Source organism: Mycobacterium sp. IS-1590 (assembly GCF_001500025.1).
In the GTDB taxonomy this organism is placed as follows: Bacteria; Actinomycetota; Actinomycetes; order Mycobacteriales; family Mycobacteriaceae; genus Mycobacterium.
The window spans coordinates 1-15,469 of sequence record NZ_LQIW01000008.1; the positions used below are offsets into that span (position 1 = coordinate 1).

Consider the following 15,469-nt stretch of genomic DNA (forward strand, 5'->3'; position numbering starts at 1 on the left):
TACCATTTCCATTCGGCGCGTTCGCCGCGGGGGCCGGGGCAGGGTGGGACCGTTGGTGGTGATTCGGTGGGTGGGTGTGCGAGTGATCCGGGGTCCAGGGGTTCGCCGTCGCGGCCGCTGACGCGCAGTTGGTCGGCCGGGCCGGTGATGATGATCTGGCCGCGGTGGTGCATGCGGTGGTGATACGGGCATACCAGCACCAGGTTGTCCAGTTCGGTAGCTCCGCCGTCTTCCCAGTGCACGATGTGATGGGCGTGCAGCCCGCGGGTGGCCCAGCAGCCGGGCACTTGGCAGGTGCGGTCGCGGTGTTCAAGCGCGCGGCGCAGTCGGCGGCTGATCACCCGCGTGGAGCGCCCCGATCCGATGAGTTGGCCGTGACGTTCGAGCCACACTTCACAGGTGGTGTCGCACAACAGCATCCGCCGTTCGGCTTCGGAGAGCACCGGTCCCAGGTGTGGCCAGGCCGCGGCCTTGTCCAGATCCAGGTGCACGATGGCGGTGGTGTGCTGATCGTGGGGGCGCCGGGCCACCTCGGCGTCCCAGGCGGTGTGCACGATGCGCATGAACGCATCGGCCAAGGTGGGATACGGGGGGCGACACCGCAGATCGCCGAGCTGTCGGCGTTCGTGGGTGTCGGCGCCGGTGTCGGGGCCGTGATCGGCGGTGTGCTCGTTGCTCAGCGCGTCGCGGTGCGATTGCAGGGCGGCGTCGAGTTTGGCGGCCTCCAGGTGCGGCAGGGTGATGCGGTAGGTGGTGAACTGCTCACCCACGGTCTTGCTGATGCCGCGTGGGGGGTCGCGGTGGTCGGGTTGGGGGCGCGGTTCGAGTTTGATCGCGAACCGTAGTTGGTTGACCGTGGCCACCGGCGCCATCTCGGCGTAGTGCTCATCAGAGCCCGCCCCGGCGTACTGGGCGATGACCCCGACCTGATCCAGCGACAGGCGGCCCTCGCGCATCTGAGAGGTGCAGCGGGGAAACTCATCGAATCGCTGCGCCACGGCGGCCACGTTCTTGGCGGTGGTGTCCGACATGCCCAGCTTCCAGGCCACCAGCGCTTTGACCGAGCGCACACCTTCTGCGGTTACCACAGCCCGTCGCGGTCGATCTCGGCGATGATCTCAACGATGCGCCCATCGATGGCGTTGCGCTGCCCCGACAACTCGGCCAACTGCCCCAACAGGCCCACCAAACGCTCGTGCGGACCCACATCCACCTGGATATCTGAAGAAGCGACCGACATGACCACATCATCACAGAAGGGTCCGACAAATCCGGTGCAGCCGATCAACCGAACCGACTGAGCCAAGTAGCGACACGGTCTCATATTGGCCGCGAACGGGTTTCGAGCGCCGGTCCGTGCTGTATACCGCGGATACGATGTCTCGATTCTGCTTTCAAGTGCCTGACCTATGTTCCCGAGGGAGCCCGTGAGACTGCGAAAGACACTGGCGTACCTCAGCGTTACGCTCCTGGCGCTACCGCTTGCCGCACCCGCGGCGGCGCAACCCGCCGCCGCAACCGCACGGACGACGCAGTGGATCGTCGTCGGCGTACCCACCGCCGACGCCACCTCGGGCACCCTGACCGCCTTTCAGCGAACCGGACAGCAATGGAAGCCCGTCCTGGGGCCGACGCCTGCGAAGGTGGGTGCGCTCGGCGTGGGTGCACCCGCTGACGGTGTGCACCGCACACCGGTGGGAACCTTCACGTTCGACCAGGCCTTCGGCCGTCAACCCAACCCGGGCACCAAGATGCCGTACTTCCAGACCACGAACCAGGACTGGTGGGACGAGGACGCCTCCTCACCCACATACAACACCCACGTGCGTGGGCCCCGTAAACCGTCGTCGATCGCCGAGAACCTGTATGACTCCGGTCCCGTCTACGACTACGCGGTCAACATCACGGTGAACCCCCAGCGGATCCCTGGACGGGTGTCGGGAATCTTTCTTCATGTGACCGACGGGAATCCGACGTGGGGTTGTGTAGCCATCGGGCGCGAGGAGATGCGCACGCTGCTGACCTGGCTCGACCCCGCGGCGGCGCCGCAGATCACCATCGGTGTCGGCAGCCCGTCGCTGGTGCCGTCGCGCGCGTGATCAGCGGCGCAACGGTACGGCGGCCTCGAAAGCCGCTGCCTTGCCGTCGGATTGCCACTGCAGCCAATTCTCCCACCGTTTGAGGTTCGAGGCCTGCCACCAGCGATCGACCTTCGGCGACAACCGCCGCGCGATCTCCAGGGTGAGGATCATCGGAAATCGGCTCACCAGCAACAGGATTCCCGGCAGAGCCGACGGTAGCCGGTAGCGACGACGATTCCACGGCAGCATGTACAGCCCGAGATATCCGGCTTGTAGGCGGTAGTGGTACTCGGCGCGAAGCCGCTGCAGGCCGTGGTGCGACGTCGCGGGCGCGAAAGCCGGAACGAAGGACTGAATGAGTTCGGTGCCGCTGTCCGCGCTGTCATAGCTGCGCGCCGCGTCGCACATGTACAGGATGCGCCAGGCATCGGCGACGGTCTCGGGGAAGTAGCCGTCGCATCGCACCCCGACGAGGTGGCCGCAGTAGCGGTTGAAATGCAGGACGGCGCGCATCTCTCGCGGTGAGGTGAGGTGGCCGAGAAGGAACAGGCCGAACGCCGGCGCGACGCTGCCGCCCAAGAGCGTCAGCAGCATGGCGGACTGGCTGATCGGCAGCCCCCAGCGTTCGGCTTCCCATTCCGGGTGCGCTCTGACGCGATCGCGAACACTGACATGCATGATCCGCACGTGCAGGGAAATGTTGCGGCCCAATGATCCTGGCGTCAGGATGGCGCCCGGTCGGCAGACCTCGATCCACCACCGTGATGTCTCCAGATACCGGTGAAGGGCGCGTTGGCCGGCGTAACCGCCGGAGAGCGACAGGGGAACCGCCAGCCAGCCCTCGGTGTAGGTGTCGTTGGTGCCGGCGTTGCCGAGCGCGCCCAGTGCGTAGGCCCACCGGCGCCAGACCGCCGCTCCCTCCTCGACGAGGTCCGGGTCGACCCACTCGGGGAGTTGTTCGAACTCCTCGAACAATGCACGCATCGACTCGGGCGCCTCGGGCACATTGTCGATGCCTTCCCGCTGGGCCTTCTCGACCAGCTCGCGGGCCTTCCTCGCGCCCAGTTCACCGTGATAGGTCTCGGCGACAAAGCGTTCGGCGACGGGGTCGCCCTCGTTCAGGCCGGCTATGAACGCCCGCGCGATGTCGTCGGAGGGCAGCAGATCGACACCCGCCAGTCGCTTCACCACGTTTCGGAGCGGGGCGCGGCGACCGGTGAGCCCCGGGTACCGGAAAGCGGACGGAGCCCCGGGCGGGCGAACTGTCGATTCCGGCATGGCTTTGTCATATCGCATACACATCGCGCATGTACACGGAACACGTTCCCATCGCTGTCCGGCCGGTGTGTAAGGACCGTCGCAAGCGGCTACTTGTTCCCTACACCGGAAGCAGGGCAGCGTAGCGCGAGGGGGCATCGTGCCTGACGAACCACCGATCGGATCGCAGTCGCGGGACCTGCCCGGCCACACACGCATCGCGATCGTGGGGAGCGGATTCTCCGGTCTCGGCGCGGCGGTGAGACTGGACGAGGCCGGACACCGCGACTTCGTCGTCCTGGAACGCGGAAACGACGTCGGTGGAACGTGGCGCGACAACACCTATCCCGGCGCAGCGTGCGACGTGCCCTCGCATCTGTACTCGTATTCGTTCGCGCTGAATCCGAACTGGACCCGGTCGTTCTCAACGCAGCCGGAGATCGAGGGGTACATCCGCAGTGTCGCGACCCGGGCCGGCGTTCTCGATCGGCATGTCTTCGGATGTCAGGTCAGAAGAGCCGCCTGGCAAGAGGATCGCCATTGCTGGGAGCTTTCGACGACCCGCGGAACCCTGACGGCAGACGTGCTCATCGGCGCGTTCGGCGCCCTGGCTGAACCGTCACTGCCCGCCATCACGGGCATCGACGACTTCGACGGCGAGCTCTTCCACTCGGCGCAGTGGAACCACGACGCGGACCTCACCGGTAAACGGGTGGCCGTGATCGGAACCGGGGCCTCGGCGATCCAGATCGTTCCGGCGATCGCCGACACAGTCGCCCACATAGACGTCTACCAGCGCACGGCGCCCTGGCTGCTGCCCCGCTTCGACCGGCCCTTCACCCGCGCCGAGCGCTGGGCCTTCCGCAACATCCCCGGAGTGCTGCGGCTCGCACGGGCGGGGATCTACGCGGCCCGTGAGACCCAAGTGGTCGGACTGGCGAAGAACCCTCGCCTGATGAAGCTGTTCGAATTGATCTCACGCGCCAAGATCCGCGCAGAGATCCGCGATCCGGAGTTGCGACGCAAGGTGACGCCGAACTTCCGAATCGGTTGCAAACGCATGCTCATCGCCAATGACTGGTATCCGGCGCTGGACCGCGACGATGTCGATCTCGTCACCGACGGCATCCGCGAGATCGACGGGCGCCGCATCATCACCGAGGACGGCACCGCTCGTGAGGTCGACGCGATCATCGTGGCGACCGGATTCCACGTCACCGATTCGCCGATGTTCGACACCATCTGCGGTACCGACGGACGGAGCCTGAGCCAGACCTTCGCCGACAAGGGCATGCGTGCGTACAAGGGCACGACGATCGCCGGCTACCCGAACATGTTCATCCTCGTCGGACCGAACATCGGACTCGGGCACACATCGATGGTGTACATGATCGAGTCGCAGCTCAACTATGTTGTCGACGCCATCACCACCATGACGAGCCGCGGCCTGAGCCGTGTTGACGTGCGCCAGGACGCACTGGACGCCTACAACGACGAATTACAGGACAAGCTCGCCGGCTCGGTGTGGATGACCGGCGGTTGCGCCAGTTGGTATCTGGACGCCCACGGCAACAACACCACCCTGTGGCCCGACTTCACATTCCGCTTCCGCAGACAGACGAAACGATTCGATCTGGACGCCTACGAAACCGCTGCGGCGCAGGAGGTCTGAGCCGGCGCTGCGGGGAACGTCCGGATCTCCCACAGGGGTTGGTGCACAACGAAATCCGCCTGTGCAAACCGCCGCGTCAGGCGGTTCGGCTGCGCAGCTGCTGTGCGGAGATGAGCACGGCGACGCCGACCACCGCCGCGCCCGCCAACGAGGCGATCAGGACCGGCGTGGTTTCGTTCAGCCGCACCGCGATGCCGATCAGCGCCCAGATGATGACCAGCCCGTAGGCGATGTCGCGGTGGCGTAGGTTCATCACCAGTCCAAGTGCGGCCGCCACCACGACCATGATGACGCCCCAGGTCGGCTCGGACAGACCGAACCCCGACCACCCGGCGTCGTCGAGCGTGATCGTCGCGTTGGCGATGGTCGCGACCGAAATCCAGCCCAGGTACACCCGGAACGGGATTTGCGCCGTCCACCGCTCCAGTGTCGAGGTCGGTGGGCGGGAGGCTTGCAGGCGGTAGATGACGATCAAGGCGCTCAGCAGTACGACCATCACCAGCATGCTCAGCGGAAACTGGTTGTGGTGCCACGCGAACAGCCAGCAGCAGTTGGCAGCGGCGGTCAGCAGGTACCAGGGCGCGATGGCGCGTGCGGCGCCGCTGTCGGCGCGGCGCTGCGCGAGCGTGATGGCCAGATACACGCTGTAGGCGATCAGCCCGAGGTAGATCAGGCTCCAGATGGAGAAGACGTAACCGGCGGGCACGAAGTACACCTCGACGCGACGGGTGACGTCGCCTGTGGTCTGGCCGTTGATCGGCAGGCTGTTGGCGAGGTAGTTGACGACGAGCGTGGCCGCGGTGGCCACGCCCACGGCGAGCGGCCACAGCACTGACGAGGTGGATCGGCGGTCGGCGGTGCGGCTCACCATGTCGGGCTCCTTCACAGTCAAGCGGGTAAGTGCTTCATGCCCGTTCCAAGTGACTTCGAACCTCGGGCTCACACCGTCGCCGTGAGGCCGAGTTCTCTCGCCTTGTCGAAGTCGTCGTCAATGAGGACGACGTCGTGCCCGGCGCGGTCGAGTAGCGAGGCCGCGATCGAGGCTCGATACCCGGACGCGCAGTGCACCCACACGGTCCCTGGCGGGGTCTCGGTGAGTCGCTTCGGCAGTTCGTGTAGCGGTATGTTCACTGCGTCCGGAACGTGTTCGGACTCGAACTCGTGATTCTGCCGTACGTCGAGAACCGGGACTTTTTCCGTTCGGAGCCGTTCGGCCAGACGGTCGAACTCGACGACAGGGTACGAGCGAAGCGCAGTCCCGTCGATGACACCGGTGGCGGCGCCCGTGAGCCGGTCAATCCCGATGCGTACCAATTCGCGTTTGGCTTCGGCGATCTGGTCCGGCGACTCGCCGATCAGCGTTACCGGGGCGCCCCAGTCGTAGAGCCACCCGAAATAACTGACGAACGGGCCGGACAGTTCGAAACCCAACGAGCCCTGCAGATGCCCAGCAGCGAACGCGGTCCGGTTCCGAAGATCGACCACCAACTCGCCGACCTGTAGGCGGCGCCACAATTCGGACAGGTCGATCGGCTTGGGTGGTGTCAGGTCGACGGGGGCCGGGCCCTCCTTGTTGATGACTCCCATGTGCGCGTAGTACGCCGGATAGGCCGAAAGTCCGGCCAGCAGTTCGTCGACGAAGTCCTGTTCGTCCTGTGTGAGTGCCGGATTGATGTCCTTTTGCTCGCCGATCGTCGATTCGTCGCCGGAAGCCGGTGTGGCCGAACAGAAACTACCGAAGCCGTGGGTCGGGTACACCGGCGTGTCGGCAGGCAAGATGTCGGCGAGTTTGCGGACGGAGTGGAACTGCGCGCGGGTGAGTTGCTCGGTGTCCTCCGTGCCGATCAGGTCAGTCCGTCCGGTGGTGCCGAACAACATCGAACCTCCGGTGAAGACACCGCGCACCCCGTCGGCGTCGTCGCGGAGCACATAGCTGACGTGATGATGGGTGTGCCCGGGCGTGTGCATCGCCTCCAACCGGATGGGGCCGGCGTCGATGACGTCGCGATCGCTGACCGCGCGACGGGGGTAGCTGACTTCGTCACCCGCCGGCACCACATACTCTGCGCCGACGGTGCGCGACAGTTCGAGTCCGCCGGTCACATAGTCGTTGTGTAGGTGCGTCTCCAACACATGAGTGATGCGGACGTTGTGATGAGCGGCAAGCGTGAGTATCCGGTCGATGTCGCGCTGCGGGTCGATCGCAACAGCGACGTCGCCGTGGCAGACCAGATAGCTGCGGTCACCGAGTCCGGAGGTTTCGATGATCGAGACGTCCATGAATGCTCCTTTACGGTCAACGTAGGAAGACGGTGTCGACGAGAACGAAAGCGGCGATCGCGAAGACGAGGTAAGCGAACCAACGCTGCAGGCGATCCGTGTCGACCCTGGTGCCGAAGTACCCGGCTACGAGCGAGGCGGCCATCGCGGCGGTGACGAATGCCGCGGTGAGCGGCCAGTCGACGCTGATGCCCTGAAGATGGGAGAAGACGCCGGCTGTCGAGTTGGCCACGATGATCAGCAGTGAAGTGCCGATGGCCGTGGACATTTCGACGCCGAGCGCCACCACCAGCGCCGGAATGATGAGGAAGCCGCCCCCCACGCCGAACAGCCCGGTCAGCAGGCCCACGATGAGGCCGGCTCCGATCGATCGCGGCGCGCACCGACGCCAATTGACCTGCCCGGAACGGGCTTCGCATGCGGTGCCGGTGCTGTTCTGATCGGCCAGCATGCGGACGCCGGCGACCACCATCACGATCGCGAACCCGATGAGCAGTGCCGATGCGGGTAGGTGTCTGCTGATGGCACTGCCGAGCATGGTGGCGGGGACACCGGTCACCGCGAAGATTCCGGCCAAGCGCCACCGAACCTGTCCGGCACGGATTTTCGGTAGCACGCCAACTGCCGATGCCGTGGCCACGACGACCAGCGAGATCGGAATGGCTTCCTCGATTCCGAGACCGATCCCGTAGACCAGCGCGGGAACCGCGAGAATCGACCCCCCGCCACCGAGCAGTCCCAGCAGTACCCCGATCAGCGCACCGAGAGCCAGGCCTATCGCCAATGCCATGACTGGTTCCCTACCCGCCTACCGGCGCCAGAACCCGCGGGCGGAGCGGCGAGGTTGCTCCGGGGCACGTTGGCAGCGGCATTGCTGCACGGGCGGGACCGAACGCATCACATCGTCGACGTGCTGGCCGCAGCCGTCCCACGTCGTCTTGCCGCAATCGGGACATCGGACCGGGTAACACATTTTCGATATCTCCTTGCTTTCCCGAATTTCAGACCGTGACGTGAGCGCCGGCCCAAGCGTTGTATCCGCCGCTGAGGTCCGACACCTGGCGGAACCCGTTGGCGCGCAACAATGATGCGGCAACACTCGAGCGCCACCCACCTGCACAGTGCAGCACGATGGGCCTTCCGCTCGGCACTTCGCGCATACGCATCCGCAATTGCGCCAGCGGAATGTGAACTGAGCCCGGGATCGCGCCGGCTTCACGCTCGCCGGGGTTGCGAATGTCGATCAATGTCACGTTGCCCGCGGCGGTCATCTCGTCCAGCTCGGAAACCGACGTCCGCGGCGCAGTCTGCATCAGATCGCGCAGCTCTGCGGGGAACTGCCCGTCTCGACCGATGGTCAGGTAGCCGACGGCGTTGTCGAAGCCGATGCGGGCCAGGCGGAGCGATGCTGACTGCTCCTCCCCCGGATAGGTGATCAGGGCGATCTGGTCGGCGACGTCTGCCACCATCCCAGCGGTTTCGGCGAAGCGGCCGTCGAAGCCCACGTTCACCGACCCACGTAGGTGGCCTGAGGCGAAATCGTCGACCGCGCGCGCGTCGATCACCCGCACACCGGCATCGAGGGCGGCCCGGACCTGTTGGGGATTCATTGCGGGCACCGTGCGCTCTGGCTGCAGCAGCGGGTGGACCCGCTTGTTCATCGCGGCATCGGCGGCAAAGTATGCAGGCGCCGCGGGCTGGCCGTGGGTGAGCATCTCGATGAAGGCTTCTTCGCTCATCGGTTGCACCGAAGGGTTGCTCACCCGCTGTTCGCCGATCGTCGATGTGAGCTCCGTCGACAGGTTCTTTCCACACGACGAGCCGGCGCCGTGCGCCGGCATCACCTGAACGTGGTCGGGCAGTGTCATCAGCTCGTCGTGGATGGTGTGGAACATCGCACGAGCCAGATCACTGGTCGAGCTGTCGCCGATATTGACCAGATCCGGTCTGCCGACGTCACCGATGAACAGCGAGTCGCCCGTCAGCACGGCTGTCGGCTCAGCATCTGCACGCTCGCGAACCAGCACACTGATCGATTCCCAGGTATGGCCCGGTGTCGACAGGATCTCCAGGTCGACCTCCCCCAGTGAGATGTGTTCCCCGTCGGCCAGGCGGCGGATCGGATAGTCGGTCTCGGCGGCCTCTCCATAGCCGATCCAGGCGCCGGTTGCGTCGACGAGTTCGAGGTGACCGGAGACGAAGTCGGCATGGAAGTGGGTGTTGATGACGCCCTCGATCGTCAGCCCGTGTCTACGCGCATCGGCCAGGTATTCGGTGATGTCGCGGCGCGGGTCCACGACGATCGCGCGTCCGGTCGACTCGTCACCGATCAGATAAGACGCGTGCGACAGGCATTCGATGTAGTACTGCTCGAGGATCATCTTTTGTCCCTTCTCGTCGTCGGGGCGTCGGTCTGCGATACCCCCACGGGTATATTGACAATACGCCCGGGGGTATCTACTCCGCAAATACCCCCAGGGGTAAGCTGGGCAATGAAGTGGAAGGAATTTTCAATGGTTGGTGACCAGGAGGCTGTCGGCGCCGTGCTCAACCGGCTGCGGCGCGCGCAAGGGCAACTCGCCGGCGTGATCGCGATGATCGAGCAGGGGCGCGAGTGCAAGGACGTTGTCACTCAACTCGCGGCGGTGTCGCGAGCGCTCGATCGTGCCGGCTTCAAGATCGTCGCGACGGGTCTGCGCGAATGCATGACCGGCGACCAAGAGGGCAACGAACGGCCCATGACCGAGGCCGAACTGGAGAAGCTGTTCCTCGCACTGGCCTGACCATTCACGATCGACAGAGGAGTCATCATGGGTATCGCCCTGGCCACGAGCCTGAAGACATCGTTCGACGAAGCGGTGGCACGCACCCGCGAGGCGCTGGCCGGACAAGGGTTCGGCGTCCTGACCGAAATAGACGTCAAAGCGACGCTGAAGAACAAACTCGACGAGGACATGGAGAACTACCTCATCCTCGGCGCGTGTAACCCGCCGCTGGCGCACCGGGAGATCAACGCGCAGCGTCAGATCGGTCTACTGCTGCCGTGCAACGTCGTGGTGCGCAGCGACCCTGAGGACCCGGAAACGACGCTCGTCGAGGCGATGAATCCGCAGTTGCTGGTGGACGTCACCGAGGAGCCGGGACTGAAACCGATCGCCGAGGAAGTCGGTGACAAGCTTCGAGCGGCGATTGACGCGCTATCGGAATGATCGATTGGCGCGAGTGTCGCCGAGAACGCTCAGGCGAGCTTGGCCAGCGCGGCCTCGGGGTCATATCCGGCGAACCCGTCGAGGCGGCCGTCGCGCAGCCGGTTGACCCACGCCGGATCGGCGAGCAGGGCCCGCCCGATGGCCACGATGTCGAACTCGTCGGCGTCGAACTGCTCGACCAGTCGGTCGACGGAGGCGGGCTGGATCACCTGGCCCGGCTGCTCGCTGCGGAACTGCGTCTCCAACCCGACCGAGCCGACCGCGATGACGGGCAGGCCGGTGACCTTCTTGGTCCACCCGGCCAGGCTCAACTCGCCGTCGTGGTCGGGGAACGCCGGCAGGTAGTGCCTGCGGGTGGACGGGTGCAGGACATCGACGCCGGCATCCACCAGTGGGGCGAGCAGCTCCTGTAGCTGGGTCGGATCGTCGGCGATGGACGCGGTGTAGTCGGTGCCCTTCCACTGTGAGAACCGGAAGATGATCGGGTAGTCCGGGCCGACGGCGGCGCGGACGGCGGCCACCACCTCGGCAGGGAACCGGGTCCGCGCGGTCAGCGATCCGCCGTATTCGTCCTTGCGCAAATTGGTTCGGTCCCAGAAGAACTCGTCGAGCAGGTAGCCATGGGCACCGTGCAGCTCGATCGCGTCGAAGCCGACCTCTCGAGCGGTGGCAGCGCCGTCGGCGTACTGGTCGGCGAGTCGATGTAGTTCGCGGACCTCGAGTGCCCGGCCCCGCGGACGACCCCGGCCGTCGACACCCGAGGGGCCGACGGGCACCACACCGTCGGCGTCGTCACGCTGCACGCCCTGATGCCACAGTTGCGCGGCGATCGTGCCGCCCTCGCGATGAACCGAGCCGACGACGCGCCGCCAGCCGGCGAGCACCTCGTCGCCCGCGATCGTCGGGATGCTGGCCGGGTATCCGGCGGCCGGATCCGGCAGCCGAATGCCTTCGGTGATGATCAGTCCGACCCCGCCCGCGGCCCGCCGGCGGTAGTACTCGGCCACGTCGGCGCCCGGAATCCCGTCGGGTGAGGCCTGACGGGTCATCGGGGCCATCGCGAACCGGTTGGGCACCGTCAAGGAGCGGACCGTGAACGGTCGAAACAGATCGTCAATCGCCATGAACCGATCCAACGCGACACCGCCCAGGCTGATTCCATCGGGCCACCCGGCGCGGGCTTCACCTAACCTTCGGAGGGCTTGTCGACCTGGTCCTCGGGCAGCGGAAGCGCCTCGGCCCCGGGAGTGGCGGGCGCCATCACGTCGGCGTCCTTGGTGGCGGGCTCTGGCGTTACGTTCTCGTCTGGAGATGTCATGTTCGACTCCGTACCCGTAGGCGCTCAACGGTAATCACACAAAGCGTTCCGCCGAGTGTGGGGTTGTGTCACGCGAATCGGCGGAAAGCGTGACGCGAGGCCACACTCGGCGGAACGCCGGAGCGGGGCGACTAATCGAACCGACCGGCGTCGATGACCCGCAACACGACCGCGCTGGCCTCGTCGGAGGCGGCAAGGTCGACTTCGACGGTGAACCCCCAGTCGTGGTCGCCCGCGGGATCGTCGAAAATCTGCCGCACCCGCCACACCCCGGGCGCACGGTCGATGATCAGCAGCGCCGGACCGCGCGCGTCGGCGCCGGTGCCGACGTCGTCGTGCTCGTCGAAGTAGTGCTGCCCGACCTGCTCCCAGCGCCGCGCCGTCCATCCCGAACCGTTGTCCAGCGCGCCGAGTTCGTCCCAGCGTTGCCGGGCGAACAACTGCACCCGCCGGAACAACGCGTTGCGCACCATCGCGGTGAACGCACGCTGGTTGCCGCTCAGCGGGCGCGGCGGGGCCGGCACCGCCGCCGGCGCGTCATTCGGCTGGTCGGGGTCGGTCAGCTGCTCCCATTCGTCGAGCAGGCTCGAATCCACCTGGCGGACAAGCTCACCGAGCCACTCGACGATATCGGTGAGCTCCTCGGTCCTGGCCGCGGCGGGTACCCCGGACCGCAGCGCCTTGTACGCATCGGACAGGTAGCGCAGCACCGCGCCCTCCGCGCGGGTGAGGCCGTACTCGCTGACGTATTCGCGAAACGTCATGGCGCGTTCCCACATCTCGCGCACCACCGACTTCGGGGACAACCGGGCGTCGGCGGCCCACGGGTTGCTCTGCAGGTAGACCTCGAAGGCGTGCTCGAGCAGGTCCTCGAGCGGCTTGGGATAGGTGACGTCGTCGAGCAGCTCGATACGTTCGTCGTACTCGATGCCCTCGGCCTTCATCGCGGCGACGGCCTCGCCTCGGGCCTTGTTCAGCTGCGCCGCCAGGATCTGACGCGGATCCTCCAGCGTCGCCTCGATCACCGAAACAACGTCAAAGGCGAAGGTGTCCGACGCCGGATCGAGCACATCGACGGCGGCCAGCGCGAAGGTCGACAACGGTTGATACAGCGCGAAGTTCGGCGGCAGGTCGACGGTCAGCCGATATCTGCGACCGTCGGGACCCGGCTCGTCGAGGCGCTCGACCACACCGGCCTGAAGCAGCGACCGCGCGATGCCGACGGCTTCGCGGATATGCTGCAGCTGCCGTTTGCGTGGCTCGTGGTTGTCGGTCAGCAGCCGCCGCATCGCCTCGAATGGGTCACCGGCGCGGTCGACGACGTCGAGCATCATGGCCGTCGACACCCGCATGTTGCTGGTCAGTGGCTCGGGTGTGGCCTCGATCAACCGGTTCATCGTCGACTCACCCCAGGGCACCATTCCTTCGGGAGCCTTGCGGCGCACCAGCTTTCGGCGCTTCCTGGGATCGTCGGCGACTTTGGCGAACTGCTTGAGGTTTTCCACCTCGTGGTCGGGCGCCTGCACGACGACGGTGCCCGCGGTGTCGTAACCGGCCCGCCCGGCTCGGCCGGCAATCTGGTGGAACTCGCGCGCGTTGAGCAAGCGGGTGCGCACACCGTCGTACTTCGACAGTGCCGAGAACACCACCGTGCGGATCGGCACATTGATGCCGACACCCAGCGTGTCGGTGCCGCAGATCACCTTGAGCAGACCGGCCTGCGCCAACTGTTCGACCAGGCGCCGATACTTCGGCAGCATCCCGGCGTGATGAACGCCGATGCCGTGCCGCACCAGCCGTGACAGCGTCGCGCCGAAGGCCGTGGAGAATTGAAACGCGCCGATCATCTCCCGGATCTCGGTCTTCTCGTCTTTGGTGCTGACGTTGACGCTCATCAGCGCCTGCGCGCGCTCCAGCGCCGAGGCCTGGGTGAAGTGTACGACGTAGATCGGGGCCTGCCCGGTCTCGAGCAGATCGCCGATCGTCTCGTGCATCGGGGTGGTCGCGTATGAAAAGAACAGCGGCACAGGACGTTCGGCGTTGGCCACCAGCGCCGTCGGGCGGCCGGTGCGGCGGGTGAGGTCGTCGCGCAGGAACGAGACGTCACCCAGCGTCGCCGACATCAACAGGAACTGCGCCTTCGGCAGCTCCAGCAGCGGAACCTGCCACGCCCATCCGCGGTCCGGGTCGCCGTAGAAATGAAACTCATCCATCACCACCAACGCGATGTCCGCGTCGGCCCCTTCACGCAGCGCGATATTGGCCAGCACCTCGGCGGTGCAGGTGATGATCGGAGCCTCGGCGTTGACGGCCGCATCGCCGGTCAGCATGCCGACGTTGGCCGCGCCGAACACTTCGCACAGCGCGAAGAACTTCTCACTGACCAGCGCCTTGATCGGCGCGGTATAGAAGCTGCGGCCACGCCCTGCACGAGATCGAGCCAGTGCCGCGAACAGCGCGCCGGTGGCAACCAGCGATTTCCCTGAACCGGTCGGGGTCGCCAGGATGACGTTGGCTCCGCTGACCAACTCGATCAGCGCTTCTTCCTGCGCCGGATACAGCACGGTGCCGTTCTCCTCGGCCCAGGCGGCGAAGGTCGTGAACAGCTCGTCGGGGTCGGTGCCGAGCCCTCGTGCGACGTCGGTGAGTGAAGTCTCAGGCACCCCGATGCACCGGCCCCAGCCGGTCGGCGATCTGCTCGGCGGCCGACTCGACCTCGGCGAGCCGGCTCCGTAGGCGTTCGGGCACCCAGGCGAGCGCGATTCGCGCCGGGGGCCAGTTGGTTTCGTCGATCGGGACCAACTTGAACTCCGGTGGGGAGAACATCTTGCCGATGAACGATTCGGGTGCGTAACTCACCAGCGCGACGAGATGCCGGTTGAACACGGCGGTGGCCATCTCGAGTTCGCCGCCGCGCTGGTTGGTCGCGCGGACGATGCGGTGCACACCGCGGCTGTTGAGTTGTCGTGTCAACCCGGCCAGCACCACCGGATTGGGCCGGGCGAAGTCGATGACGACCTCCCGGTCGCGAAGTTCGTCGATCGTCACGAGGTCCCTGGCGGCCAGGGGGTCGTCGAAGCGCACCGCGACCGCGCCCTGATAGCTGGCGACCACCTTGTGCCGCAGGCGTTTGTCCCCGGCGGGCAGGTGGATCAGGCCGAGTTCGGCCTGTCCGGCGATCAGCGTGGCGGCGACCTCGGTGCCCGACCCCGGAACGCGAAACTCCGTCGGGCCGGATAGGTCGGCCAGCACCGTCTCCAGTTGAGCGAGAAGGTCGGACGGCGCATAGGCGGTGGCGCTCAGCCGAAGCGGCGCCGACCCCTGCACGCTGCGCTTCGCGGTGGCTTTGAACTCTTCGATCTGTCGCAGGATTTCCCGGGCGGGGCCGATCAATTGTTCGCCGAGCGGGCTCAGCCGCACGTCGTGGTAACCGCGTTCGAACAACGGCCCGCCGAGTTCCTTCTCGAGAAGTTTGATCTGCTTGCTCAGCGGGGGCGGCGTGATCATCAGCTTGTCGGCGGCCCGCTTGAAGTGCAGTTCGTCGGCGACGGCGACGAAATACCTGAGCCTGGTGAAGTCGATGTCGATTCCTGCGGTGTCTCGAACGGGTGGCCGTGCAACCCGAATGCTACGAGATCACCGGTGCACCCCG

General features: G+C 66.1%; 14 protein-coding genes and 1 pseudogene. 4 read left to right on the forward strand and 11 right to left on the reverse strand.

Going from position 1 to position 15,469, the window contains the following annotated elements; all coding sequences use genetic code 11:
• Window positions 1-1,240, reverse strand: a pseudogene (locus AU197_RS07600) (HNH endonuclease signature motif containing protein); the annotation flags it as partial.
• Window positions 1,241-1,427: 187 nt separating this feature from the next.
• Between AU197_RS07600 and AU197_RS07605 the strand changes: the two are divergent.
• On the forward strand, window positions 1,428-2,099 hold the full coding sequence (locus AU197_RS07605; protein ID WP_064402006.1) for a L,D-transpeptidase family protein: 672 nt from the start codon (window positions 1,428-1,430) through the stop codon (window positions 2,097-2,099).
• On the opposite strand, the gene AU197_RS07610 is transcribed toward AU197_RS07605, so the two are convergent.
• On the reverse strand, window positions 2,100-3,359 hold the full coding sequence (locus AU197_RS07610; protein ID WP_064402007.1) for an oxygenase MpaB family protein: 1,260 nt from the start codon (window positions 3,357-3,359) through the stop codon (window positions 2,100-2,102). It abuts the gene before it with no gap.
• Window positions 3,360-3,498: 139 nt separating this feature from the next.
• Here AU197_RS07610 and AU197_RS07615 point away from each other — a divergent pair, with 139 nt between their 5' ends.
• Window positions 3,499-5,010, forward strand: coding sequence for a flavin-containing monooxygenase (locus AU197_RS07615; protein WP_197415481.1), 1,512 nt, complete (start codon window positions 3,499-3,501; stop codon window positions 5,008-5,010).
• A gap of 76 nt (window positions 5,011-5,086) precedes the next feature.
• Here AU197_RS07615 and AU197_RS07620 read toward each other — a convergent pair whose 3' ends face one another.
• From AU197_RS07620 to AU197_RS07635, 5 genes are all read right to left on the reverse strand, one after another.
• On the reverse strand, window positions 5,087-5,881 hold the full coding sequence (locus tag AU197_RS07620; RefSeq protein ID WP_064402009.1) for a TspO-related membrane protein: 795 nt from the start codon (window positions 5,879-5,881) through the stop codon (window positions 5,087-5,089).
• A 68-nt stretch (window positions 5,882-5,949) separates the two neighbouring features.
• Window positions 5,950-7,290, reverse strand: a complete 1,341-nt coding sequence (locus AU197_RS07625; protein ID WP_064401933.1) for an MBL fold metallo-hydrolase — start codon at window positions 7,288-7,290, stop codon at window positions 5,950-5,952.
• A gap of 16 nt (window positions 7,291-7,306) precedes the next feature.
• The gene (locus tag AU197_RS07630; RefSeq protein WP_064401934.1) at window positions 7,307-8,080 is read right to left on the reverse strand and encodes a sulfite exporter TauE/SafE family protein; all 774 of its coding nucleotides are present in this window, start codon (window positions 8,078-8,080) and stop codon (window positions 7,307-7,309) included.
• 18 nt (window positions 8,081-8,098) lie between these two features.
• Window positions 8,099-8,263, reverse strand: coding sequence for a DUF8730 family Cys-rich protein (locus tag AU197_RS26880; protein ID WP_502687863.1), 165 nt, complete (start codon window positions 8,261-8,263; stop codon window positions 8,099-8,101).
• Between the two features lie 28 nt (window positions 8,264-8,291).
• Entirely contained in the window at window positions 8,292-9,671 is a 1,380-nt protein-coding gene (locus tag AU197_RS07635; RefSeq protein ID WP_064401935.1) for an MBL fold metallo-hydrolase, read from the reverse strand.
• Window positions 9,672-9,803: 132 nt separating this feature from the next.
• Between AU197_RS07635 and AU197_RS07640 the strand changes: the two genes are divergently transcribed.
• Both AU197_RS07640 and AU197_RS07645 read left to right on the forward strand, forming a co-directional pair.
• Entirely contained in the window at window positions 9,804-10,073 is a 270-nt protein-coding gene (locus AU197_RS07640) for a metal-sensitive transcriptional regulator (RefSeq protein WP_064401936.1), read from the forward strand.
• Between the two features lie 27 nt (window positions 10,074-10,100).
• On the forward strand, window positions 10,101-10,499 hold the full coding sequence (locus tag AU197_RS07645) for a DUF302 domain-containing protein (RefSeq protein ID WP_064401937.1): 399 nt from the start codon (window positions 10,101-10,103) through the stop codon (window positions 10,497-10,499).
• 29 nt (window positions 10,500-10,528) lie between these two features.
• On the opposite strand, the gene AU197_RS07650 is transcribed toward AU197_RS07645, so the two are convergent.
• From AU197_RS07650 to AU197_RS07660, 4 genes are all read right to left on the reverse strand, one after another.
• A complete protein-coding gene (locus AU197_RS07650; protein ID WP_064401938.1) occupies window positions 10,529-11,623 on the reverse strand; it encodes an NADH:flavin oxidoreductase in 1,095 nt (364 codons plus the stop codon).
• 62 nt (window positions 11,624-11,685) lie between these two features.
• Complete coding sequence (locus tag AU197_RS26760; protein ID WP_263987676.1) at window positions 11,686-11,817, reverse strand: hypothetical protein; 132 nt, start codon at window positions 11,815-11,817, stop codon at window positions 11,686-11,688.
• A 131-nt stretch (window positions 11,818-11,948) separates the two neighbouring features.
• Window positions 11,949-14,480 carry a DEAD/DEAH box helicase gene (locus AU197_RS07655; RefSeq protein WP_064401939.1) on the reverse strand — a complete coding sequence of 844 codons (2,532 nt, stop codon included), beginning with the start codon at window positions 14,478-14,480 and terminating at the stop codon, window positions 11,949-11,951.
• Entirely contained in the window at window positions 14,473-15,405 is a 933-nt protein-coding gene (locus tag AU197_RS07660) for a LysR family transcriptional regulator (protein WP_064401940.1), read from the reverse strand. The genes AU197_RS07655 and AU197_RS07660 overlap by 8 nt, the downstream gene beginning before the upstream one ends.
• Window positions 15,406-15,469: the final 64 nt, after the last annotated feature.